Here is a 22,789-nt window from a genome sequence, read left to right as displayed (position 1 = left end):
TGTTTTAGGCTACCCCACCATGAGCGGGGAAAATTCGGGAGGTGGGCTTTGTTGAAACAGGTCAGGAGCCTGATAGCTGTTTTTCCAATGAAATTGTGGATTCACTTTAACTTCAGAGCTTGGATGAAACACATCTACTTTTTCATTTTGTACAATCAAATGCGTCATCGATGGTAGATGATCTTGATGATCTTCACCGATTTCTAAATCGCTACTGAATGTTTTTATGTTTTCTGACTGTCCATTATGATCGTGTTGACGACTATCGCTGGCACACAAGGTATTTTGGTGATGACCAAAATGATAACTCTGCTGTGATTGAGGCTGTTGTTCATGGACACAAAAGGCCGCCGCCACATTCCAAAAGCTTTGGAACATGAACAATCCAACCAAGACTGTAATCCATGTAGTAGAACGCATCATCATAACAATCGAAAAATTTGTACCAAGTATAAGGCTTAGAGCCACTCCAAGGTCAAGCTTAATAAATTAAATTAAACATTCAATGAACACTGAATAGCCGGCACTTTTGCAAATTTACCTTGTCTCTATAAGCTCACATCAATTTCAGGTAAGAATAACAATAGATAGTGAACCGTACCGGGTTTGTCGGAGACTTTTTATTTAAGTTAGGCCACCTGACCTAACGGGTTAATCTTATCATTGTACATTGCTTCAAACTCAAAAGGCGATACATTGTCAACGGCATTCTAAAATTGACCCCTTTTACCTTACAAATGGCAAAGTAAAATTGCCCCCTGAAATCAGAGAAAGAGCGGTTCAATTATTGATTGAATCTGAAAAAGATTATCCTTCTACTTGGGCAGCAATCACAGCTATTGATCCTAAAATCGGTTGTACTCCTGAAACATTGCGTGTTTGGTATCAAAAATATTTAGATCAACAAAATCCTGTCAAAGTACAACAGATATCTGATCAAAAAAAAATGAAGGGTAATCCCCCCTAAAATACTAGCTCTTTAAAAGAGGCAGTATTATGCTTTTACAACATGGTGTTTAACTTGAGAAACTGAATTTAAAACAATCTACTGTAACTCTTCCAGACAGATATGAAATTAATCCACCCCTAACCCTTTAAACACCGCATCCACCGGATCTGCATAAAAGCTGGTCTGGAACTTGGTAAACAGTTCCACAGGAATCGTTGGGATATCTGCCGCACTACTCATTGGTAAAGCAACCTTCTTGGCACCCGCATCAAAAGCAACTTGCAGACATTCGGCAATACTTTCCACCGGTGTCACTGAACCACCCAAGCTCATATCACCCAGTACCACCATCTGACTTTGTACCGATCGTCCTAAGAGGCCAGAAGCGAAAGCCACTAAACTTGGCAGAGCAAGATGGCTGAGCGGGCCGGTATTCTGTAATTCCACCACATGTAAGTGGAAATCATGTTCCAGCACCTTACTGCCCCCCGAGATCCGGGATGCATTGGCCTTGAAGTAATCAAAAGCAATCTTGACCTGTTCTTTGGCACTACTTGAATTCCATAAGCCAGATGTCGCCAATTTTCCTGAACCTTTAGTGACTTGAAGTTCTAAGCGGTATAAGCCTGGCATGCCCTTATTACTGAGGCCAATGGTATACAGGAAGCCTGGTTTAGCAGGACCTTCGGGAATAAGTCCACCTCCACCCTGCTCTTTTACCGAAACAAAATGCTCTTCTAGGGTGTCATTGTCGATATAGCTAAAATGCACATCATAGAATTCCATCCCCCCAATTTTTTTCAGCTGTTCTTTGACCCGACGGCGCACCTGCAGCGCATATTCCAGGCATTGCCGTACATCTTCTTTGTTAAATTGACCATGTGGGTAGAGCAGCTTCATCAATCCAGAAACCGTCTTGCGAACGGCAATCACATCACGCTGATTCAGGTTATTCCCTAGCTTAAAGTACTTCTCAATGGCATCCGCAAAACTACGCTTACGCATTTCCCGGAAGAACTCAGCCAGATAATCAACGATCAAGCCATAACGGTTGGTAAAGAATTCCGGGCGCATTTTCGGAATTTCCCAACCCGGGATATAGGCATGAAAGCGATCAAAGAATGCTGAATCGATCATGGCTTCAGGAAAAGGAGCCAATAAGTGGCTAGTCTTCACCAAGGATTCAACACTTTGGTTAATATTACCCACAAAAACCATCGAAGCTGAGGCTTCCATCTGTTCACGACCACGGGCAAAAGATCCTGAGGCCATGTAGTCTTTCATGATCTGTACGCCATCTTTGTCCTTAAAGGAAATACCAGCAACTTCATCAAAAGCTACCACATCCCATAAGCCCACCAGACCAATACGGCGGCTACTCATGTTATAGAACAGGTTGGCGACAGTCGTTTGTCCACCGGAGACTAAAATACTATTCGGTGAACACTCTTTGTAAATATGGCTTTTCCCGGTACCGCGTGGTCCCAGTTCACAAACGTTATAGTTATTTTCAACGAACGGAACCATACGCGCTAATAGGTGCCATTGCACATCCTCTTTTAACGAAGCCGGTTCCATGCCGATCGAACGGATTAAACTCTCGCGCCACTGATCAGTGCTTAATGCTGCTCTGCCACTGAAAAGTTCATCCATATTCATATTCGGCATTTGAATCGGCTTGAGTAAGCTCACGCCAAATGGAGAACTAGTCTGTCCTTCTTCAAAATAATAACTGAGCGTAGCAATGACCCAGATACCACCAACAAGTAATTTTTCATACTCTTTGACGATGCCTGCCGAGATTTCGGCATCTTTGATGCCAAGATTACTAAATGATGCTTCGTATTTGTCTTTACGCTCATTCAGCTTTACAGTCACCCGATCAATGACCTTATAACTGCCCCGTTCACGGACCAGGGATTTCACCTTCTCGGCTTCATCCGGTCGGACGTAGTTCTCAGCCAGTACGGTCTTTACGTTACGTAGTCCCTGTTCAATGATCTCTGGATCATCCGAGGCACAGTACATCCCCAGCAGGTATTCGAGTACATAGACAGGGACATTGGCCCCTTCTTTGATCAGTTTAGTTAGATCCTTACGTACCACCCGCCCAGCAAAGTGTTCATTCAGCAGCTGATCCAGTTCTTTATCGTTAGCAGATTCCATGTAGGCTACGCTCTATCGTTAATTCGTTATTAGAAGAAGTCATCGGTAAATGCCAAATCAATGGTGACCTTATAGCGTTGCATCTCGATATTCAGGTCTTTGTCTTTCAGTACCAGGAAGTAATCTTTCTTACGGTCAAAATCAGTGCCAGACAATGACAGTCTGACCTGTTTGACCCGATCGGCAACAGAGTCGGTAGTGCTATCAAAAGTCAAAGTTTCTTCACTGGAAACTTTAAGATCCCCATCATAAATGGCAATGGATAAAGTCACTGGCATGACCAGCTCACTGACAGCTTCGGTTTGCATCAAATCAAACTTCTGGATGTTATTGACCATCTTCAGCGTGGATTTGGTAGAAATGACCTCAACTTTACGCTTGGTCCGCTGTCCAGCCTTTTCACCACGTAGCTGTTTTACCATCAGTACCGGTACCACAATTTCCTGAGGCATGATGCCGCCATGCACGAAACGTGAGCCTCCTACGAAATGGAAACGGTTCGCCCCTTTTGGAATCCAGAAATCAGTCGCAGATAATGTGCCTGCCGTAGCTTGGGTTGAGCCTTTCCAGGCTTCCTTGCTCTCTGGTAAACCATGCCCAATCACATAGCGTTTTTTGCTCTTCAATGTATTGGCAGGTTTTTCAGTCAAGCTTGAACGATCCGCAGATTCCAGTTTACTTTGCTGGAACAGGAAGCCATGGTCGGCTGTAATCAACAGGGTAGAAATATTGAAGTGCATTAAGATTTTGCGGCTGAGTTCGGTCAGCTCTTCAATAGCATGTTCTACCGCCATAAAGGTTTCTGATTCTGTCGAGGCACTGTCACCGCGTGCATCAATCACGTTGTGATAAACGTAAATCAGCTCATGATCTTTCAGCGCTTCACGGCCTTCATCACGCGACCAGCCTTTTACCATTTCAGCGGTTACTGCCAATCCATTATAGGCAGCCAGAATTTTGGATCGTGCTGCAGTCCCTTTGCTGGACTGCCCATCTACTAAAACATCATCACCTGCGGCCTCTTTGTACTCCAAAGTCTGATGCGGCAACAACGAGGCCATGCCAAGTGTGGTGTAACTTGGGACAACGCCCAGCTGTGAAGACAAGGTCGCTTCAGAATAACGCTTTTCATTGATACGATCACGCAGCTCTACCGCAGCTTCATAACGGAAAGCATCACTGATAATCACCACAATACGGCGTTTCGTTGCGGAACTGAGTAAGGGTCTAACGTGAGTATCGTAGAAGTTCTGCTGATTTGGGATATCTGCCATTTTCCAGACATTCAAGCGTTGCTCAGCTTCAATCCGCTCGCCCCAGTTGCGTGCCAAGTGGTCAATAAACCAGTAGGAATAGCAATTTTCCACTTCTTCATCGAGTTTTTTCAGGATATCGACATGAGCGCGTTGAGAAGCAGCACTGTAGTGGCGATAGGCCATATCAAAGCGATACAACTCCTGCTCGTAGGCTTTATACAAAGCTTCACTGGAGTCGAAATAGAAACCGGCATCAAACTGCTGTCGCAGGCTAAACAGCTCAATGGCTGCCTGCAACGCTGTATAGACAGTACGATATTTACGGCGTGTTGCATCATCCTTATGTTTGGAAGCCCAATAACCATCCAGACGGGTAGAAATAATCGTTCTGAAATGTTCCAGTTCAGCTTTGGTTGCTGCAGGGATATGACTGGCCAAATCAACAATGATCTTTTGTTCAATCACTTCAAAGGTCATGACATCCAGCAGCTGCCCCAGATCAAAGGCCCCGACCCTCTCCTGGATCCGCAGTGCATTCGCCACGGTCTGGGAAAGCGTATCGAAGGTTGGGTAGTATTTAGAACTGTCTCTCCAGCGCGACAAAAAGGCTCTAGCCGTCGCACGGGAGCTGACGGATGACATCACCAGTTCTTGAGCCCATAGCGGTATATCGCCCAGGCTTTCACAGAAACCTGTAGTCATCAAACGGATAAAGAACGTACCGAGCTTGAATGGTGCTTCCCCATTCAATTCTTCAACCGATGCTGGATAACCAATTTCCGCCTGTAATGCGGTGACCAAAGCTGGCACCAGTTGGAATTTTTCCAGTTCAGCAAAGGAGTCTGGATTGACTTCCAGAGCCAGGTTCTGCTGTACCATTTCATCTGCCAGTGCCAGAACGATATGCATGAGTTCGGCACTGTCGGCCTTGACCACAGCTGCAATCATGGCCATATCCAGATTCTGTTCATCTGCATCAGGCTGGGTATAACGTTTTAATGCGCTCAGACGGGCTTTGGCTTTGAGGAACTCTTCACGTTTGGCCAGATGTTCTCTTAAACTTTGTTGCTGTAGCCCAAGCTCATTGAAAATAATCGAGAAACGATCGGCATAGAAGATGCGTGAATAGAGCTTGATGTCCAGTAACCAGTCTTTTTCAGTTTCAGGCTCAGGACTTGGAAAATACAGCAAGTATTTGCCCTGCTGATCCTCAAGTTCCAGTTTAAGCTTAATCGCAAGGCTGGATTCTTCTGCCATATTCAGAATATGAACATCATTCAGTTTTAACGCCTTTACTTCTTCGCTAAAGGACTGTTCCGCATCGTACCAGAAGACAATCCGGTGCTGTTCAATATAAAAGGCTTGTTCCAGACCTTGTTGTAGTTGACTTAAATTCATGCAACGACCTCATCAAGGTCTAGTACCGGAGAAAAAGCATTCATCATTTCTCCCCCGTAATCGCTTTGACTTCAGCCAACAAGTCCCCAAACTTGCCATAATTGACTTTCACCCCATCATCCAGATCTAACGTAATACGCTGATCGGCATAATGACGCAGCTTTTCTTCAAAAGTACTGAGTTCAGCCTGTTGCTTATGCAAGTCTTGCAGTTTTTTCTCGATGCGTTTGATTTCAGCCGCAGAGTCACTGCTTTCTTTTGCTGTTTCCAGAGAATTAGCATAGGCGGACATTTTGGAAATCAGTGGCATAACATATTCGGTACGCATACGCGCCAAGGTGCTTTCGTTATAACGATGCAAATACACCAACGCCTGGAAAGCCCCCTGTTTACCACTGCTGAATAGCCAGTAGATCGGGCGCTTTTTATAGGTCTGCATGTGATCTTTATAGAACTTGCTGGCGAGGTAACGGCGAATGGTGTCTTCAGCCGTTTCACTGGCTTTTTTATCTAAGCTTTCTGCGAGCCACTGCATATTGGCATCCAGTGTCTCTTTCCCCCAAACGGCAGTTAAGAACTCTCGAATACGGTGCGTTGCATCATCTTCAAACCAGTGCATTTCGGTCAATGGAATAATACCGTCAGCATCTGCCGGGAATGTTTGATAACGGCTAGCATCAAAGTCTTGATTACCTGCATGGGCATAGATCAGACCTGGTTCATCCAGACTATAACGCCCCATCATGCAGCCAAGTGCATAAGAGACTAAACGCTGGCTGTCTTTTTCACGGTCGGCACGAGTTAAAGTGATCTGTTCATCTGGTACGTCTGGTGTAAGTTCATCCTGTAAACCATAAGCATCAATAAACAGCTTATTGTTTTCTTCTTCCAAGCGTTTCATTTCAGCCACGGCGTCAGTATTTTGCTGTTGCCATGTGTTAAACGCTAGTTCTAAGTTTGGCTGTTGGCTACGAATAATGGGGTTTTGGGTAAAGTCCCATGAGGTTTCGTAGGAGTCCCAATCATATTTAGATAATTGAACACAAACCTTAATATTTTCTTCATTAGCTGCTTGTACATCAAATGGAAGTTTATTTATTTCGCCAACTCCAAAATGTAAGGTAGGATTCATAAGATTCATATAGTAGAAAACAACTTTTGAATTTAATAAACCTAATGTTGTTATTAAATTATTTGAAAAAACCATAGAACCTGTATTTTCAAATATAAAGCCTTCATCTACTAATCTTGCACAAAAAAAAGAACTCGAAATATCTGTCCAGGTTACGCCAGCTTTAAAATAATATGATGGATTTCGAATGGTAGAATTACGCTGCTGTTTAATTGCAAATCCATTTTTTTCCCAATTAATAATATGATTTCTGTTTCCATACCATTTTCTTGCAGTACCACCATCATTATGTGGGAACCATTTATTTAAATTAATTTGATTATTTTTGGCTACAAAATTGATCTTAGTATGATTGACTTCATACCACTCTCTTACAAACCTAGGTTTATCTCCGCTTGTTAGTCCACTTTTAGCATTAGCTATATCCGCTAATGCTGGCATTTTCTCAAAATTATCACGTATAGAATTACCTACCCAATATGCTATAGGACTACATGGTATTTTTTGGAAATCTTCTTGAATGGTTGTATCAAAGCGATTTAAATTATTTTTTAATAGGTATTGTTTTTCCTCATGATTTTTATCTACTAATCTGAAGAAAGCCGGCTTTACACCCCCTATATGTTTTTTTTGACCTACGAATGCTACAGTCTGTACAACTTCGCCTGATATCTCTGGAAAAGCTCGGGCTCCCAAATGAGCCATAGTCCAAATTGAATGATTTAGAAGTAATTTTTCCCGCATGTTTTGATATGATGTTAAAAACATCCATCCCTGCATTGTTACCATACTACTAGCACCAGATTCTTTACAAAAATCGAAACCACGTTCTATAAACATGGCAAAGAGGTCTGATTTACTATCAGGATAGTAATCTTTAGCGAATTCTTTTAAGTTTGTAATTGTATTCGCACCCATATACGGCGGGTTAGCGATTACAGCATCATATTTTTTCGCTAAAAGTTTTGCTTGTATAACCAAAGGCAATAATTTTTTAGCAGCGGCTTTCTGTAAGGTATCGCCCTCAATAACCAAGCCTTCTAAGGTATTTTGCAAATCGATAAAATCTTGTTCTGGGCTATCCATACAAATTAAAGAACCAAAAGTTGAGGCTTCTTTAAACTTAGCTAAAACTTCCTGAATCAGCTTAAAACGTTCGTCATTTTCAGGACTGCTTAAATCCTTTTGATCATTGCCAAACAGATCGACATGACTGCCTTTTTGCCATGCTTGGTTTAAGTTGAGATCTTTCCAGATTTGATCTGCATCTAAATCCTGACTGTCTTGTAGCGCAATAATATTCAGCTTCGGTGGATTGCTAAATAAACGGCGGTCATCCTCACGCGCTTTCATCAATAGCGCAAAACTGGCTAACTGCGCGGCACGGGTATCAATATCAATCCCGTACAGGTTGTTTTCCAGAATCAAACGTGGAATATCACGACTGCGGTAACCACGTTCCAAATAAATCGCTTTTAAGCAATCGTAGGCTTCCACCAGAATATGCCCCGAACCACAGGCCGGATCCAGTACCGTAATGCTTTCAGGGTTTAAGCTATCGCCATCTTCACTGATCCGTACATCAATCAGCTGTTTTAACTGTGCATTGACTTCATCGCTTTGCTCAGCCGGCTGAATATAGTATTCCCACCCACTGGCAAGCATACTTTCTGGCTGTGCCATCATCCATAGACGACCAACACTGTTCTGTACCAGGTATTTCACAATCCAGTTTGGGGTGAATAATTGTGTCGCGGCAGGGATATCTTCACTTTTGACAACTTTACCAATCACCTGGTCTTTCTTTTCAGAAATATAGAACTGATACAGCCAGCCAATAATCTGCACATCCGACCAGTCTTCTTCTGGAATACTGCTGACCAGATCACGGATCAACGAATCGGTTTTGGTCAGGTTATCCGGTAATAACAGTTCTGACTCATCAGACACCTGTTCGAACAGGAGTGGCATCACCTGATTCAACGCATGACACTGCGCCAGTAACAATTCACGATAGAGTTCTTCGTCTTTATTGCCATCCAGCTTGAGTTCAGCCACACGGCTGGCATCTAAACCCGGTAGCTCAATGTCCAGACATTCTTCCAGAATCTGCGGCAAGCCTGCACTACCATCGGCACTGCTCAGCACACGGCGACCATGATCCAGTAAGCCTTTGCATTCCATGTAGCGAATGGCACAGAGACGGTTAAACCAGCTATAAGCGATATAATCAATCGTCTGCTCAAAACTGCTGGTTTGAATGCGCTTGATCAGCTTCTCACGTGGTTTCATGACTGATAGCGGAAAAACCTGATCGCCAATCAGCAGCAAGTCCCCTTTCTGTTCTGCCGGTAAAATGCGGTCTGCGGTGATGCCATATTTAGCGGCTTGCTTGCGCATCGCTGCGATAAAATCATTTCGTGCTTGCGGTGCGTATTTTTTAATATTACTGGTATTCATCTTTAAACCTTTAATTAATGACTGATGCCGATATCCCTAACCCGAGTTAGCGGATACGCACACGCTTTTTATCACTCACGATTTTTTTCAGTTCAGCTTTGAGTGCGTCTACAAACTGATCCACTGATTCTTCTGTTTCCAGATAGACACTACTTGAGCTTTTGCTGTAAATGCTGGCGACATCAACTTCGACAACAGGTTTCGGTGGCACTACGGCTGTCACAGACTGTACCGGACTCGCAGCAGGTGTTGATGTAACTGGGCTGGCTGTAGTTGCTGAACTCGCCACACTCTCGGCTTTGCTCTGAGCCAGTTGTGCCGCTTTGGCCTGACGCTGGATTTCCGCCTGAACTTCGCTTTCCAACTCATACAAGGCTTCATCAAAACGCTCGACGCTGGTTTGAGTTTGCAACATATAGATGGTGGACAGGCTAGTTTCCACTTCAATATCCGTTTTCAGCAGTTGTAGTGGGCGTAATAGCTTGTTACTCAGCTCAGCGGTGGCAATACCACTGTTTTTAATCTCGGCTTCTAACTGTTTGATCTTGTCATCAATGTGTTCTATCGCCTGATTGCGCTTCTCAGTCAACAATTGCTCATTGACGCTTTCCACTGTACGAACCAAATCAGCCACTTTATTTAACAGACCATAGGGCGATTCAAGGGTGGAAATGCGATGTAATTCAGAGAGGGCTTTTTTTGCCACCTCATCACTGCCCAGCGCCTGTTTGTTTTTCTCAAAATGACGTAAGGCCTGTTGCAGTTGTTGCCAGCTTGGCATCTGGTTGCTGAAGAATTCATGAATATCACGATAATCTTCTTCCAGATCCAGATAGTCGTCCTTGTTCTCGACCACGGCCTTAAAGAAATCGAAGCTGTCGCTATTCGCCAGCAGACGTTCCAAAGTCAGAATAGACTTTTCAATCACTTTCTTACCCGGGAACTGCCCAACATCAGTTTTACTCTTATACGACTTAAAGTTGGCTAACCAAGTCTTAAGATGCTGCAAATAGAATTCAAATAGCTCTTTCTCAGTCGCTGGTCCCATCGCCGAGAACAGTTCTTGGGTGAGTTGGCGTGCCTGTTTCAATACCTGATCATCAGTCTGGCGTTTTTTAATGATCGACACATCACGGCGACGGCGGCTGTTTTGTAAAGGCTCAAAGGCATCTTTTAACTGTAAGCTGCCGCCATTTAACTGTAGTGAAATCCGCCCCATCGCAGCCAGCTGACCCACCAACAGTAAAATCTCGGCATCTGGCCAGCCATAAGGACGTTTGGCAAAACGATCCACCACATCTGACACCAGAATACGCTCTGTACCGGTGGCCCGTAGTGCAATGTACTGCTCCACTTCCTGTAGGGCTTTGGGATTGCTCTGACCGCCATCCAGAGACAATCCGAGCTGCGCCATATCATCCACAGTCAAGACGGCGTTCAGTTCACGCCAGGCATCCTGCTGATAGACCTGCAGATAGCTCAGTTTGGTATAAGTGTTTTCCAGCAAATAACGACAAGCCTCATCCAGCTTGGTGGTTGGACTTGAAGATGAAAGTTGTAGATGTTGACCCAAGGCATAACTTTCCGCGTCCAGCAACATTTCTTCGACCCGGACACGCAGGCGTTTTTTACGCTCCTGGTTCTCACGGCCACGGTCTGCCAGGATACGGGTGATATCGGACTGAGTGCCATCATCATTTAACCGAATAAATTTATTGGTTTTCAGCCAGGTGCGCAGTTCATTAAAGAACTGTTTATCGTCTGCCAGTTTAAACAGGACTTGTCCTTCGGCCTGAGTACTTTTACCAATACAGTAAGCTTCAGTATAGAGGTTGTATTCCGTATCCAGCGGAGAAATGATTTCAACTTTCAAATCGCTCTCATACTTGCCATCCAGGCTATGACCATCCAGAAAACGACCAATCTGATAGTCCATCTTGTTGGCTTGATGGCGGTATTTGTTCTGATCGCGCAGTAAATCTTTAAAGATCAGGTTGGCTAACTCTTTATTTTCTTCTGAAGCCGCTAAGTCTGTGGCTTTAATTTTTCGGGTAATATCCCGCTCTTCATTGGTTAGGAACAGGAACTCATCACCATTCCTAGTAATCAGGCTCTCTTTTTCCAGACGCTGCAGGCTCTCTTCAATCCGCTTGCGCAATGCCAGCTTATCTTCATCAATTTTCTCAATCGACAAAGTCACCAGGTTATCCAGCGTACCTTTGATGATATCGACATAGCGGATCATGAACAGGGTACGCAGCATCTGCACATCAAAACCATCCAGGGTCTTATTCTGCCCTGCCTGGTCGATGGTACGCTTCACTGCTGTATCCAGAAATCCTTCCACTGAAGTATAGAAGCGGTGGAAAGGAACCAGGGCACCGACTTCATCTGTAGCAATCGCATTCGCGGCCATCTGGAACGCATCCAACATGGACCGTTCACCATAGGCCAGGTGTGCACCGGTCGCACCGACCTTACGGATTTCTTCAAATACTTTTTGTACCAGCTGAAAATGGTACGGCGCAAAAGGATAGTTATGGATAAAGCTGTCTGGCCCCTCATAGTTCTTTAGGGTTGGGCCTGAACGGTCAAAGGTAATCTGATTTTTTAAGATATCGCCCTTTTGCTCAAACACTGATCTGAGCAATGCTTCTGCTTCTGGGGTTTTACGTAATAAACGTTTCTGGATGACTTCATCGGTATTGGAACTGGACAGTGATAACCGGGTTTTAAAACGACCAGCAATCTTGGAGAAGTCATTGGCTTTGGAAGAAGACATCTCACCTAAAACAGCATCGATGTCTGCCTGTGAGGTGACGATAATCCAAGCGCGGCCTTTACAGATCGTACCCAGGTTTTCAGTAATGGTTTGCAATGTCAGCATCAAGCGGGTATCGCTGCCAATAAACTGCCCCACTTCATCGACCAAGAACAACATGCGTTGCTGGGGTCCTTTGCTGTCCAGGTATTCTTTCACCCACTGACAGAAGTTTTCAACCGAAACACTAAAGGTCTGCTCAGAATCCTCAAACCACTTGTGTGCAGCTTCTGCTGATAGATTCAGTGCCTGAGAAATCGCAGTTTCGACATCATCCTGATAGAACTGATATCCGTCACGTTCTTCTAGCCAAGACATGCCGCTGGATTCCTCAAACGCCTGTTTAAAGCGTTCATACACCCCTTTCTGGCTCAGGTGACGTTCCATATGGGCAATATGTGGATGGTCAGCACTAAAACCCTGATACTCGTTAAACACACGTAAAAACACATTCAGGATCGGATTGCCATCGTCATTGGAACTGGCTTTACTGTCAATGTTAAACAGGATGACATCGGCATGATGGCTAACGGCCTTGCCAATATCGGCACGGATAAATGCATCGCGGATTTTAGTTTCATCAAAGAATTCTGCGGCGCTACGCTCGTTACCTTGCGCATCACGTACCACTTTATTGGCCAGAATATACGACAAGGTTTTCAGGAAATGTGATTTACCTGAACCAAAGAAGCCTGAAATCCATACGCCGACACGGTTGGCAATCGAAGGATCGCTCAGGTCTGTGCCATAAGACTGGAAAAAGTCCCGAAAATGCTTTTCCAGTTCATTGGTGACCACATACTCATCGAGTTCCTGATAAACCGTAGTATTGTCATTCTGGTCTGCTTTTACGACCCCGTTAATCGCACGATCTAATGGCTTATAAAAAAGTTCTTTAATGTTCATCTCAATCCATTCCCCCGAATTCTTATTTCTATTTGCCGTGTTAAGGCACTAATCTGAATGCTCTGTAGTAATTATTGCTTGGAATTTTTCCAAATAAACTCATCGCTTGACCGTCGTAATAACCTGGGTAAAACAGCACCACTGGCTTATGCCCCAGTAACGAATGCAAACTGTTCAATAAGTGATGGGCACGTAACAGTGGCCAAACCGACCCTACCCCAGTCATCAACACAATATCTTGTGCATTGGTGGCATATTTACTCACCAGATAGGGCGCGAACTTATCCATATGCAGTGGGCCTTTCAGCGCTTTGAGCAGCGCCTCATCGCCTTTGGCTTTTTGCATTTGAATGGCTTTATCGATGAAGTTACGCTCAGACAGATAATCCACCACGGCTTGCAGCAGGTTGATATTCACCACCTTCAGCTGACTGTGTTTTTTCTCCAGCATCCCGTCTAGAAAATGCAGATATTCGCGCACCTTCAACTCATCTTCAGGTGCATAATCAAAAATCCAGAAGCCAATTTCATTGCCCAATCCTTGTCCAGTGAGAAACTCGGTTGAAAGTATTCGCTCTGGAATCTGGTTCAGACGCTCATGTATTGTTTGACTCATTGCTGCCCCTCTACAACTAACGCGTCCATACCGACACTTCCATAGATCTTTTAATGCGTTGTTTATAATGTTCTTCCAACAGGCTACGCAGCTCTGCTCTGACGATCACGCGCTGCAACTCCAGCTTACGGGTACTTTTTAAATAACCGGCTTCTGCCAGCATGCGAAACACCACCTGCCCCATTTTTTTCTTGCTGGACTCTTTCCAATCACAGATATCCGGATCACGTTGTGAGCGTTCATCCAAAAAATCTGACCAGATATAACTGTCCAAGTATTGCGCCTGGGAGATATAGGCATCCCTCATCACCGTTTCCATAAACTCAAGCAGCAACAGGTTGCGTTCCAGTGCCCCACAAAAAGCCACCTGAGTCGCCAGCTCATCATCCCCATCCCGCAAAGCTTTCCAGAAATCAGGCTCTAAGCGCTCAAGACGCTTACGAATGGCAGTGGCGTTACGTTGGGCTGAAGCAGGCGTTCTTTTTTGCAGAATATTGTCAATCTGAATGGCCTGATGCCATTGTTCTGGAGTCGCTTCTCGTAATAACAGATCCGCGATCAGCCGGCTTTCACGCACCATCAGGGAACCGCCAATCAGGTCACTGTCATAATGAAATTGTTCTAACATAGCCAATCTCCTATGACGCCTGATCAAACAGGTAAGACGACAGCTTTTCGATATCTGAGCGTTGTAGTACCAAGGGATATTTCAAGGCATCATCCGCCTCAGCCAGCGTGATCGCGGCCTGATATCGCTGCAAAGTATAGTGAGCCAGGGCTTTTTTCACCGGAATCTGTAATCTGCCATCAGGCATGCCGAAGTCTTTTTCGACCAGCGCTTGTTGTGATGAGTTCAATTTTGGATTAGGGATCAGCGTCAGTACAATTTCTTCATGCCATTGCTGATCCTGAGCAGGGCCTACTGACTCAATCGCCATCACAACAGGTGTGCGATCAATTCTGGAGAGTAAAAAGTCCTTAAACTGCTTGCTCTGATGGCAATAGGCACGGACATGCCAGCGAAAACCGGTATACACCAGGGTGTGTGGGGAAATGATGCGTTCATGCCACTGCGGATTCTGCATCGAGGCATAAATCATTTTTAAAGTACTTTGGTTGCGGCAGGCACGCAAAACTTCCCGAATCACTTCAGGACGTACACTGCGATCAGGTAATTGAACTGCTGTAAGATTCGGTTCTGGCATCGCAATAAGGGCATGCGATTCACTGACCAAGCCCGAGAGCATATTGAGATATTCATTGATATGCGCTGTAGTCAGTACAGGCTGGAAGCTGGCCTTAGGCACATAACCCTTGACGGAGGGGTCATGAATCAAGGCATCGGGGTTATACAGCGTATTGTAACGCTTGATATCCGCAGAAGCCTGCTGTCGACTGAGCCCAAACCAGCTCATCAAACGATTGGTAACCAAACGACCTTCCCAGTAAGCAAGCAACTCGATGGCTCGCATTCGAAGAAGCACTTCATGCTTATCTGTCGTCATATACCAATCAGTCAATAAATAGCAGCTTTAAGATTACCCTACAGCAAATATACAGTAAATATTTTTGACGGTATTTAAAGGTAGTATTGCAATCATCAGATAAAAAATATACTAGTATCCTGATGATAGCCGTCAAAGTACGATCTCTAGCAGATCATGGATCCTGGTATAGCGCGTGAATTGAGCTAAGTTTTAGAATGAGAGAAATATGGGTTTTAGATTTCGTAAAAGTATTAAATTATTCCCGGGTTTTAAAATTAATCTGACCCATAAAGGCATCAGCAGTGCCAGCATTGGCAAACCTGGTGCTTCTCTAAATATTGGGAAAAAAGGTACGCGAACCAGTGTCGGCATTCCAGGTACGGGACTATCTTACTCTAAACACCAACCTTACTCTAAAAAGACCCGTGTTCCACAACCGACATCGCTAGAACACACGGAATATAATCCTCAGAATTTAGAACAACCGAAGGCAAAGATATGGCCTTGGATTATTTTTGGAATATTGTGTTTTATGGTGGGTGCCGTCATTTTTTAGCAAGAACCGCATTGTATTTTAATCAAAAAAAAAATGCCCAGATGGATGAATGGGCAAACTAAGGAATTAATATCCTTCAGAAACTCCAGCGCAATTCTCGCTACTTTCAGTAAGCGACTCTGGCTCAATCATGATAGTCTGACTCAATCGAGTCGAGGTAAATCGATCCATCACAATTGGAGCAGAAATTATGCTTGATCACACTCTTGGTTAATGCTGAAAAGTCTTTGAGTTTTAATTAATAAATAATAGTATCCATGTCTACCCTCAACTTTACTTATTTTCAGATAGCAACCAATCGAGAGCACTCATTTTTACAATACCATTATAATTCGCTTCAGTCCCTATCGTGTCTAATGTAAGCAAATACTTGGGATACGAATCAGAAATTTTCTGTAATGGACGTAACTCTCGGCTGAGTGTCTCCTCATTGAGCGTTTCTAATGCCACCTGATAATAAGTTAAATTCTGTAAAGTATCGACAGCAACAAAATCAATTTCATATTCATCAACCCGCCCTACATAGACCGTATAACCTCGTCTGACAAGCTCAAGATAAATCACATTTTCTAAGATATGACCTTGATCAGCATTAGCATCAGGCAACATAATCCGGCGCAATCCGACATCAACTAAATAGTATTTTTCAGAGGATTGTAATAACTCACGCCCGCGTACTTTAAATTGTGCGGCACTATAAAATAACAAACTGTCCTGTAAGCCCTGAATATAGCGTTTTACTGTTTCAAATGAAATTTTAACCCCACTTGAAACAAAGGTATTTTTAATTTTATTGATGGAAATAGCTGAGCCTGTCACGCTTGCCAAATATCTTGTGACACGCTCGAGAGAGTTAATATCGGCAGTATTCAAACGTGGAATAACATCTTTAAACATTACACTGGCATAGACCGCTTGCAAGTAATCATAAGTTTCCTGCTGGCTAGTCATGGCAAGCGTATAAGGGAAACTACTGCGCGTATACATGGCATACAAATCACGATTTGATAATTGTTGGATGATCGGATTATTTTCAATATGCCACTGTTTAAATTCTTGGAATGAAAGGGGTAAAACATGTTGCTCTATATAGCGTCCTGTAAGTAAAGTCGCAAGTTCTCCACTTAGAAAGAATGCATTTGAGCCTGTAATATATAAATCGATATAATCCCGAACATATAAAGAGTCGACTACTTTCTCAAAATTTGTAACATGTTGAATTTCATCTAAAAAAACATAGTTTTTTTTACTTTTATCAACTTTGGATAATACATAATCATGTAGTTTACGGTAATCGGTGAGTTCTTCAAATTCCATAAATTCGAAGTTGATGGCAATGATGTTTTCGGCTTGTACGCCCTGTGCTTTTAGGTCTTGTTGAAACATCGCCAATAAGGTGGATTTTCCAGAGCGACGTACACCCGAAAGCACTTTAATGACATCACGGTCTTGCCATGTATTCAGAAATTTTAAGTAGCCATCACGTCGAATATTAGCGCTTCTCATTATTTACACTTAGAATCTAAAGTTTTAATAAATTCTATCAAATTTTAGAATGTATATGTAAATATATTTAGTTTTAAGAAAAGTTTAAAGGTTAAGTGAAACATTCAAAGCTGCTGTAGAAGCATGTAAACATGCAGATCTGATCAAAATCCAAATTCTGTCTTTTTGATTATTTTCCATGTCATGTTATGTCATTTATGCTACGAGTTAACTGCTATATAAATTAAGTGAAAAGTAAATGGAACTAAGTTGTTAACTAGAGTGGAACTCATTTTTGTTGTGCTGATGGTCTCAGCCTTAATCCTAATTGCTTATGAAATGCTAAAAGGTTTATTTTAGAGCATCTATACAATTTTTGATCAAAAAAAGCCCACAGAGGGAATCTATGGGCGAAACTAAGGACCTTGACGGTCATTCAGAAACTACAGCTAGTTTCTGGTTGTGATTCTGGACTGAATTAAAAATAACCATATTGGCTGAATGTATCAAAAGTTAAATCATGTGATTAATCATTGATACTTCTGCAAAAATGAGCTCATCGCTCTGTTGATTAATACAGTAATTCACCAAACAAATCCGCTCTAATCTCTTCCAGGCTCAGATCTGATTTCATCCTATTACAGATGGGATGAACCAGCAGACCATTCTCTAGAACACCTTGCCCACCTACGGCTTTGGCAATCCGATGATCCGATTCAGTAGAATCAAGATAGATCAATCCATCACAAATGAGGCAAAAGTTATGATTACCCACCAGAAAATTGTGCTTAAGCAGACTCTTGGTTAATGCCGAAAAGGCCTTGGGCTTTGACCGAGAAATTGGACTAATCGACTCCACATATCCCACTCTATTGTAAACAAGACATTTTTATCTTTTATATTCAATGGCTTATTTTCCTGCTAATTGGTAATACCATGAAAAATACCATGCTCAGAAAAGGCTTAACAATATTTTGAAAAATTGCCTACTGAGCGCTGCCGCACAGCTCCATAGGCCGCTTTCCTGGCTTTGCTTCCAGATGTATGCTATTCTGCTCCTGCAGCTAATGGATCACCGCAAACAGGTTACTCGCCTGGGGATTCCCTTTCGACCCGAGCATCCGTATGAGACTCATGCTCGATTATTATTATTATACTCTGTACACGACAAATTTCACAGAACCCTTATCCTATCAGGATTCTGCTTTCTTAAAATTGCCAAAATTTCCTTAAACTCTTCTTTTTTCCCAAAACCAATTAAACGCTGAATCGCCATTTGAACATAGTCTAAACCATAGCGAAATAAACTCATTGAGAGTCGTCCATGCTTCTTTATTTTTATCGCTTTTTTTTGATTATGTTGCCATTCACCCGTTAAGTAACACCAACAGAAGCTTATAGTTAACACCGCAATCAATTTTTTCACTCGTCTAGGGTCTGTCAAGCGCGTATTTTCAAGATTAAACCCGCGTCCTTTGAGACAACTGAATAAGGTTTCAATTTCCCAGCGTAATGCATAATCCTGAATAGCATTGGCATTAAACTGAGGAGAAACGACGAGTAAAAGCTCTCCATTTTCTAACTGTAGTGCACTTATATATAGTTTCACCCGACCAACCAAAATCCGTCGTTTACGACATTCAATTTGACCAACTTTAAGATGGCGAAATAAATCACTAATTTTATGATTCTTTCCTAAATGATTGGTGACAATGAAGTTTTTTTAACACGAATGCAGAAGTTGATGTCTTGTTCAATTAACCATGTAAACCACTGCTCACCGATAAACTCTCTGTCTGCGAACACATTCACAATACGGTCTTTACCAAAAATGGCTATAAAGCGTTGAATCAAAGCAATACGCTCTTTCGTATCTGAATTTCCACGTTTATTAAGCAATGTCCAAAGGATAGGTATCGCTATTCCACGATAAACGATTGCGAGCATCAGGATATTAATATTTCGTTTTCCCCATTTCCAATTGGTTCTATCTAAAGTCAGTTGCACTTGGTCGAATGAAAACATATTGAAAATCAACTGAGAAATTTGACGATAATCAAAATACTGACCTGCAAAGAAGCGCTGCATACGTCGATAAAATGATTGTGGTAAACACTTGATGGGCAAGGCTTTAGATGCAGAAGAAAGATTACATGTTTGCTTTAAAATAATCACAAGCATGATGAGCGCAAAGCACTTTAAATGTGACTTGTTCCATTTTAGAGATTTGTTTAAGATAAGATATAACTCATTGAGATGTGTCATAGTATTCGTCGTTAGAAAACAATTATTGTGACATTATTTCAATGAGTTATCTATTTTTGTCGTGTACAGAGATTATTATAGAAGCCCCCATGAATAAATCGCTCATCATTTTCGGCATCGTCAACATAACCTCGGACAGTTTCTCCGATGGAGGCCGGTATCTGGCGCCAGACGCAGCCATTGCGCAGGCGCGTAAGCTGATGGCCGAGGGGGCAGATGTGATCGACCTCGGTCCGGCATCCAGCAATCCCGACGCCGCGCCTGTTTCGTCCGACACAGAAATCGCGCGTATCGCGCCGGTGCTGGACGCGCTCAAGGCAGATGGCATTCCCGTCTCGCTCGACAGTTATCAACCCGCGACGCAAGCCTATGCCTTGTCGCGTGGTGTGGCCTATCTCAATGATATTCGCGGTTTTCCAGACGCTGCGTTCTATCCGCAATTGGCGAAATCATCTGCCAAACTCGTCGTTATGCATTCGGTGCAAGACGGGCAGGCAGATCGGCGCGAGGCACCCGCTGGCGACATCATGGATCACATTGCGGCGTTCTTTGACGCGCGCATCGCGGCGCTGACGGGTGCCGGTATCAAACGCAACCGCCTTGTCCTTGATCCCGGCATGGGGTTTTTTCTGGGGGCTGCTCCCGAAACCTCGCTCTCGGTGCTGGCGCGGTTCGATGAATTGCGGCTGCGCTTCGATTTGCCGGTGCTTCTGTCTGTTTCGCGCAAATCCTTTCTGCGCGCGCTCACAGGCCGTGGTCCGGGGGATGTCGGGGCCGCGACACTCGCTGCAGAGCTTGCCGCCGCCGCAGGTGGAGCTGACTTCATCCGCACACACGAGCCGCGCCCCTTGCGCGACGGGCTGGCGGTATTGGCGGCGCTGAAAGAAACCGCAAGAATTCGTTAACTGCACATTCGGGATATTTCTCTATATTCGCGGTTCAGCAGGCATGTCCCCTTTGAGGGCGACCCGACGACAGGATAATCGACCTTATGGTGCGCAAATATTTCGGCACAGACGGTATTCGTGGCAAAGCCAACGAAGGCGCGATGACGGCGGAAACCGCCTTGCGCGTCGGCATGGCGGCTGGCCGTGTCTTTCGTCGCGGTGACCACCGCCATCGTGTCGTGATCGGCAAGGATACGCGCCTGTCGGGCTATATGCTTGAACCCGCGCTCACAGCCGGTTTCACCTCGATGGGCATGGACGTATTCCTTTTTGGCCCGCTGCCGACAACGTAATAGGAAGAATAAACGCCCTTTTCACCCAAGTCCAAATTAATTTGCCGATTCCATAATCAGGGTGTATTACAATTCCATAGAGTTTTTCAATCCAGGTGGTTTAGCTGATAACTTAACGATTGATCAGCTTCTTCGTGAAGATTACTCGCCATGGGCGCGCAATAAAAGGATATCTGCCACGTTCAAAGAAGCGCATTTTATTGAAAAATATGGGTCAGGCATCAAACGAATCCAAGAAGGCTTCGCATCCTATGGTCTGCGTCCCCCTGTCTTTGAAAATTTCCAGCACGGTTTTCGAGTTATTGTCTCATCAAAGCTACTTTTCGAATCTAATGAGGGAGTAAGTGAGGGAGTAAATCTACTATTTAATCAGATAAGAACTAATCCAGGAAAGCGTGCACCATTTTTAGTAAACGAGCTATTAGTTCCTGTCAAGATAGTAGAGCGGTGGCTCAAAATCTTAAGAGATGATCATAAAATCGAGTTTCGAGGAGCTCCTAAAAGTGGAGGATACTGGCTAAAATAGAAATCAATGATACTCTTAAGTGGCACCAATCGAACTCCTATTTTAGCATTTAAAAAAGTATCCTCACATCATTTTATTGAACAATACCTAAGGCTGCTCTGGCGGCATTGATATGATTATCGTCGTTGCACTCTACCGCAAAAGCGCCATATGCTAATGGAGCTGCAGCAGCCCTCTCTATAGATTGTTCGTAGAGCCTATCCCATATCGTTCCGCCTTGTTTAGCATACTCCGTTATCAAACTCTTCAGGCTATCCTCTCCAAAAACCGATACGTGACCAGAAAAGTCCAGTGCAGGATCACCCATATGCGCAGTAGACCAATCTATGATACCAGAGGTCTTACCTTCCTTCGAGGTTAAGACATGCCCTGCATAGAGATCGCCATGGATGAAACAAGTGAATTCAGGCCACAAAGGGTCATTGTCCAACCATCTACGGTATCTGTTTTCCAACGGCTCGCTGATACCTATCTCAGATTTCACCAAGTGGATACGGTCAGCTATTTCGGTCCTCAATTCACTTGGAGTCATTATTTTCAAGTTGCTCTTTCTCACATCGTCAGCTGTAATACGATGTAATTCGGCCAATGATTTTGCCAGAGACTCCACATAAGCTATGCTATCGCGATCTATGTTCCAAGAAACCTCATGTGTTATCGCATCGAATGTCAGAGCAGGCGCATCCTCCAGTAAAGGGTAGGCTATTAGGCGCTCCGATACAATTTTCCAATCAGGGACATTGATCGACAGGTTTCTTTTGGCTAAATCCAATATTCTACTTTCATTTTCGATTTGTTCAAGCATATCGCTTCTTCGAGGTATACGGAGTACCCAGTTCTCACCGTTTACTTCCTTTACAAAGGCAACTCTAAAGTCGATGCCCATCTCATTGACGCTCATCTCTTCCGAAATTCTCAGCCCATGCTCTAGGGCTAATGTTTGCATATCTTCGATTGTCATTTCTATACTGTTTTCTTTTATTAAATTGGTACCAGTTCCCCCGACAGGACATTCTGAATGTCATATACAGGTGTAACACTTTACCCATATTCTTTTCGTATGGATAACACTTCCCATCAGGGAACAAAAATCTGATACATGAATTAATTGTGAGACAGTAGACCTACTGTCGCATTGAAGCCATCTCGGCGACTATTTGATTAGGAAAACCAAGGCTTTGCCATCATAGCCTTATCATAGAAGTATAACATAGTTGTAAAGATAGAAAATTATTTTTTATTCATCCATGATGTTATTATTTTATAATAACATCATCTAAACATGTCCTGTCGCTCTTTTGTGCTGTGATATTTCATACCTATTAACTGCTTTCGTTTGAATTATACGACGTTCTACTCACAATAGGGCAAGGGTTACTCATTCCGTAGGATGCGGTTCACGTATAGGAAGAATAAACGCCCTTTTCACCCAAGTCCAACAGCTTTGGACCGCAGTTGACTCTTTCGACACCCCTGCGATGCAACCCAATCCGGCTGACGGGGAGCCAGCAACGCTGAAAATTTAC

15 protein-coding genes and 2 pseudogenes are annotated in these 22,789 nt (G+C 43.6%); 5 read left to right on the top strand and 12 right to left on the bottom strand.

Annotation, left to right across the window (positions count from 1 at the left end; all coding sequences use genetic code 11):
• Positions 1 to 9 precede the first annotated feature (9 nt).
• The gene (locus tag FTU02_RS15755) at positions 10 to 426 is read right to left on the bottom strand and encodes a cation efflux protein, CzcI-like (protein WP_227591103.1); all 417 of its coding nucleotides are present in this window, start codon (positions 424 to 426) and stop codon (positions 10 to 12) included.
• Positions 427 to 715: 289 nt separating this feature from the next.
• Between FTU02_RS15755 and FTU02_RS15750 the strand changes: the two are divergent.
• Positions 716 to 952 (top strand): annotated as a pseudogene (locus FTU02_RS15750) (hypothetical protein); the annotation flags it as partial.
• Between the two features lie 123 nt (positions 953 to 1,075).
• Here FTU02_RS15750 and brxL read toward each other — a convergent pair.
• From brxL to FTU02_RS15715, 7 genes are read right to left on the bottom strand one after another with little or no spacing between them, the layout of a single operon-like run.
• Complete coding sequence (brxL, locus tag FTU02_RS15745) at positions 1,076 to 3,115, bottom strand: protease Lon-related BREX system protein BrxL (RefSeq protein ID WP_005021615.1); 2,040 nt, start codon at positions 3,113 to 3,115, stop codon at positions 1,076 to 1,078.
• A 29-nt stretch (positions 3,116 to 3,144) separates the two neighbouring features.
• Positions 3,145 to 5,769, bottom strand: a complete 2,625-nt coding sequence (gene pglZ, locus FTU02_RS15740) for a BREX-1 system phosphatase PglZ type A (protein ID WP_180004191.1) — start codon at positions 5,767 to 5,769, stop codon at positions 3,145 to 3,147.
• Between the two features lie 43 nt (positions 5,770 to 5,812).
• Entirely contained in the window at positions 5,813 to 9,361 is a 3,549-nt protein-coding gene (pglX, locus tag FTU02_RS15735; RefSeq protein WP_180004193.1) for a BREX-1 system adenine-specific DNA-methyltransferase PglX, read from the bottom strand.
• Between the two features lie 46 nt (positions 9,362 to 9,407).
• Positions 9,408 to 13,088, bottom strand: a complete 3,681-nt coding sequence (gene brxC / locus FTU02_RS15730; protein ID WP_180004195.1) for a BREX system P-loop protein BrxC — start codon at positions 13,086 to 13,088, stop codon at positions 9,408 to 9,410.
• Positions 13,089 to 13,128: 40 nt separating this feature from the next.
• Positions 13,129 to 13,704 (bottom strand): DUF1788 domain-containing protein, encoded by a 576-nt coding sequence (locus FTU02_RS15725; RefSeq protein ID WP_086355031.1) that lies wholly within the window; start codon positions 13,702 to 13,704, stop codon positions 13,129 to 13,131.
• Between the two features lie 16 nt (positions 13,705 to 13,720).
• A complete protein-coding gene (locus FTU02_RS15720; RefSeq protein ID WP_121523422.1) occupies positions 13,721 to 14,332 on the bottom strand; it encodes a DUF1819 family protein in 612 nt (203 codons plus the stop codon).
• 10 nt (positions 14,333 to 14,342) lie between these two features.
• Positions 14,343 to 15,209, bottom strand: a complete 867-nt coding sequence (locus FTU02_RS15715) for a WYL domain-containing protein (protein ID WP_180004198.1) — start codon at positions 15,207 to 15,209, stop codon at positions 14,343 to 14,345.
• 208 nt (positions 15,210 to 15,417) lie between these two features.
• Here FTU02_RS15715 and FTU02_RS15710 point away from each other — a divergent pair, with 208 nt between their 5' ends.
• Complete coding sequence (locus tag FTU02_RS15710; RefSeq protein ID WP_005403805.1) at positions 15,418 to 15,747, top strand: DUF4236 domain-containing protein; 330 nt, start codon at positions 15,418 to 15,420, stop codon at positions 15,745 to 15,747.
• Positions 15,748 to 16,020: 273 nt separating this feature from the next.
• Here the strand turns inward: FTU02_RS15710 and FTU02_RS15705 are convergent, their stop codons facing one another.
• From FTU02_RS15705 to FTU02_RS15695, 3 genes and pseudogenes are all read right to left on the bottom strand, one after another.
• Positions 16,021 to 17,253: an ATP-binding protein gene (locus FTU02_RS15705; protein WP_160255372.1), complete on the bottom strand. Its 1,233-nt coding sequence runs from the start codon at positions 17,251 to 17,253 to the stop codon at positions 16,021 to 16,023.
• Between the two features lie 550 nt (positions 17,254 to 17,803).
• Positions 17,804 to 18,115 (bottom strand): annotated as a pseudogene (locus FTU02_RS15700) (HNH endonuclease signature motif containing protein); the annotation flags it as partial.
• 291 nt (positions 18,116 to 18,406) lie between these two features.
• A protein-coding gene (locus FTU02_RS15695) for an IS4-like element ISAba1 family transposase (protein WP_120366390.1) occupies positions 18,407 to 19,497 on the bottom strand; the annotation gives its coding sequence in 2 pieces (ribosomal slippage) (positions 18,407 to 18,957 and positions 18,957 to 19,497; 1,092 coding nt in all).
• 89 nt (positions 19,498 to 19,586) lie between these two features.
• On the opposite strand from FTU02_RS15695, the gene sul2 reads away from it, so the two are divergent.
• From sul2 to FTU02_RS15680, 3 genes are all read left to right on the top strand, one after another.
• The gene (gene sul2, locus FTU02_RS15690) at positions 19,587 to 20,402 is read left to right on the top strand and encodes a sulfonamide-resistant dihydropteroate synthase Sul2 (protein ID WP_001043260.1); all 816 of its coding nucleotides are present in this window, start codon (positions 19,587 to 19,589) and stop codon (positions 20,400 to 20,402) included.
• Positions 20,403 to 20,488: 86 nt separating this feature from the next.
• The gene (locus FTU02_RS15685; RefSeq protein ID WP_071830581.1) at positions 20,489 to 20,737 is read left to right on the top strand and encodes a phosphoglucosamine mutase; all 249 of its coding nucleotides are present in this window, start codon (positions 20,489 to 20,491) and stop codon (positions 20,735 to 20,737) included.
• Positions 20,738 to 20,798: 61 nt separating this feature from the next.
• A complete protein-coding gene (locus FTU02_RS15680) occupies positions 20,799 to 21,263 on the top strand; it encodes an ATP-binding protein (RefSeq protein ID WP_071830580.1) in 465 nt (154 codons plus the stop codon).
• 73 nt (positions 21,264 to 21,336) lie between these two features.
• On the opposite strand, the gene mph is transcribed toward FTU02_RS15680, so the two are convergent.
• On the bottom strand, positions 21,337 to 22,224 hold the full coding sequence (mph, locus tag FTU02_RS15675; RefSeq protein WP_071830579.1) for an Mph(E)/Mph(G) family macrolide 2'-phosphotransferase: 888 nt from the start codon (positions 22,222 to 22,224) through the stop codon (positions 21,337 to 21,339).
• Between the last annotated feature and the right edge of the window lie 565 nt (positions 22,225 to 22,789).

It is taken from the genome of Acinetobacter sp. YH12045 (assembly GCF_013419925.1).
In the GTDB taxonomy this organism is placed as follows: domain Bacteria; phylum Pseudomonadota; class Gammaproteobacteria; order Pseudomonadales; family Moraxellaceae; genus Acinetobacter; species Acinetobacter amyesii.
Note: the sequence above shows the minus strand (reverse complement) of the source record. Positions and strands in the feature narration are given on the sequence as shown.

Bases quoted from the DNA above. Each gene is read 5' to 3' on its own strand.
- FTU02_RS15755 (WP_227591103.1), bottom strand. From the start codon at position 426: ATGATGATGCGTTCTACTACATGGATTACAGTCTTGGTTGGATTGTTC.
- brxL (WP_005021615.1), bottom strand. From the start codon at position 3,115: ATGGAATCTGCTAACGATAAAGAACTGGATCAGCTGCTGAATGAACAC.
- pglZ (WP_180004191.1), bottom strand. From the start codon at position 5,769: ATGAATTTAAGTCAACTACAACAAGGTCTGGAACAAGCCTTTTATATT.
- pglX (WP_180004193.1), bottom strand. From the start codon at position 9,361: ATGAATACCAGTAATATTAAAAAATACGCACCGCAAGCACGAAATGAT.
- brxC (WP_180004195.1), bottom strand. From the start codon at position 13,088: ATGAACATTAAAGAACTTTTTTATAAGCCATTAGATCGTGCGATTAAC.
- FTU02_RS15725 (WP_086355031.1), bottom strand. From the start codon at position 13,704: ATGAGTCAAACAATACATGAGCGTCTGAACCAGATTCCAGAGCGAATA.
- FTU02_RS15720 (WP_121523422.1), bottom strand. From the start codon at position 14,332: ATGTTAGAACAATTTCATTATGACAGTGACCTGATTGGCGGTTCCCTG.
- FTU02_RS15715 (WP_180004198.1), bottom strand. From the start codon at position 15,209: ATGACGACAGATAAGCATGAAGTGCTTCTTCGAATGCGAGCCATCGAG.
- FTU02_RS15710 (WP_005403805.1), top strand. From the start codon at position 15,418: ATGGGTTTTAGATTTCGTAAAAGTATTAAATTATTCCCGGGTTTTAAA.
- FTU02_RS15705 (WP_160255372.1), bottom strand. From the start codon at position 17,253: ATGAGAAGCGCTAATATTCGACGTGATGGCTACTTAAAATTTCTGAAT.
- sul2 (WP_001043260.1), top strand. From the start codon at position 19,587: ATGAATAAATCGCTCATCATTTTCGGCATCGTCAACATAACCTCGGAC.
- FTU02_RS15685 (WP_071830581.1), top strand. From the start codon at position 20,489: ATGGTGCGCAAATATTTCGGCACAGACGGTATTCGTGGCAAAGCCAAC.
- mph (WP_071830579.1), bottom strand. From the start codon at position 22,224: ATGACAATCGAAGATATGCAAACATTAGCCCTAGAGCATGGGCTGAGA.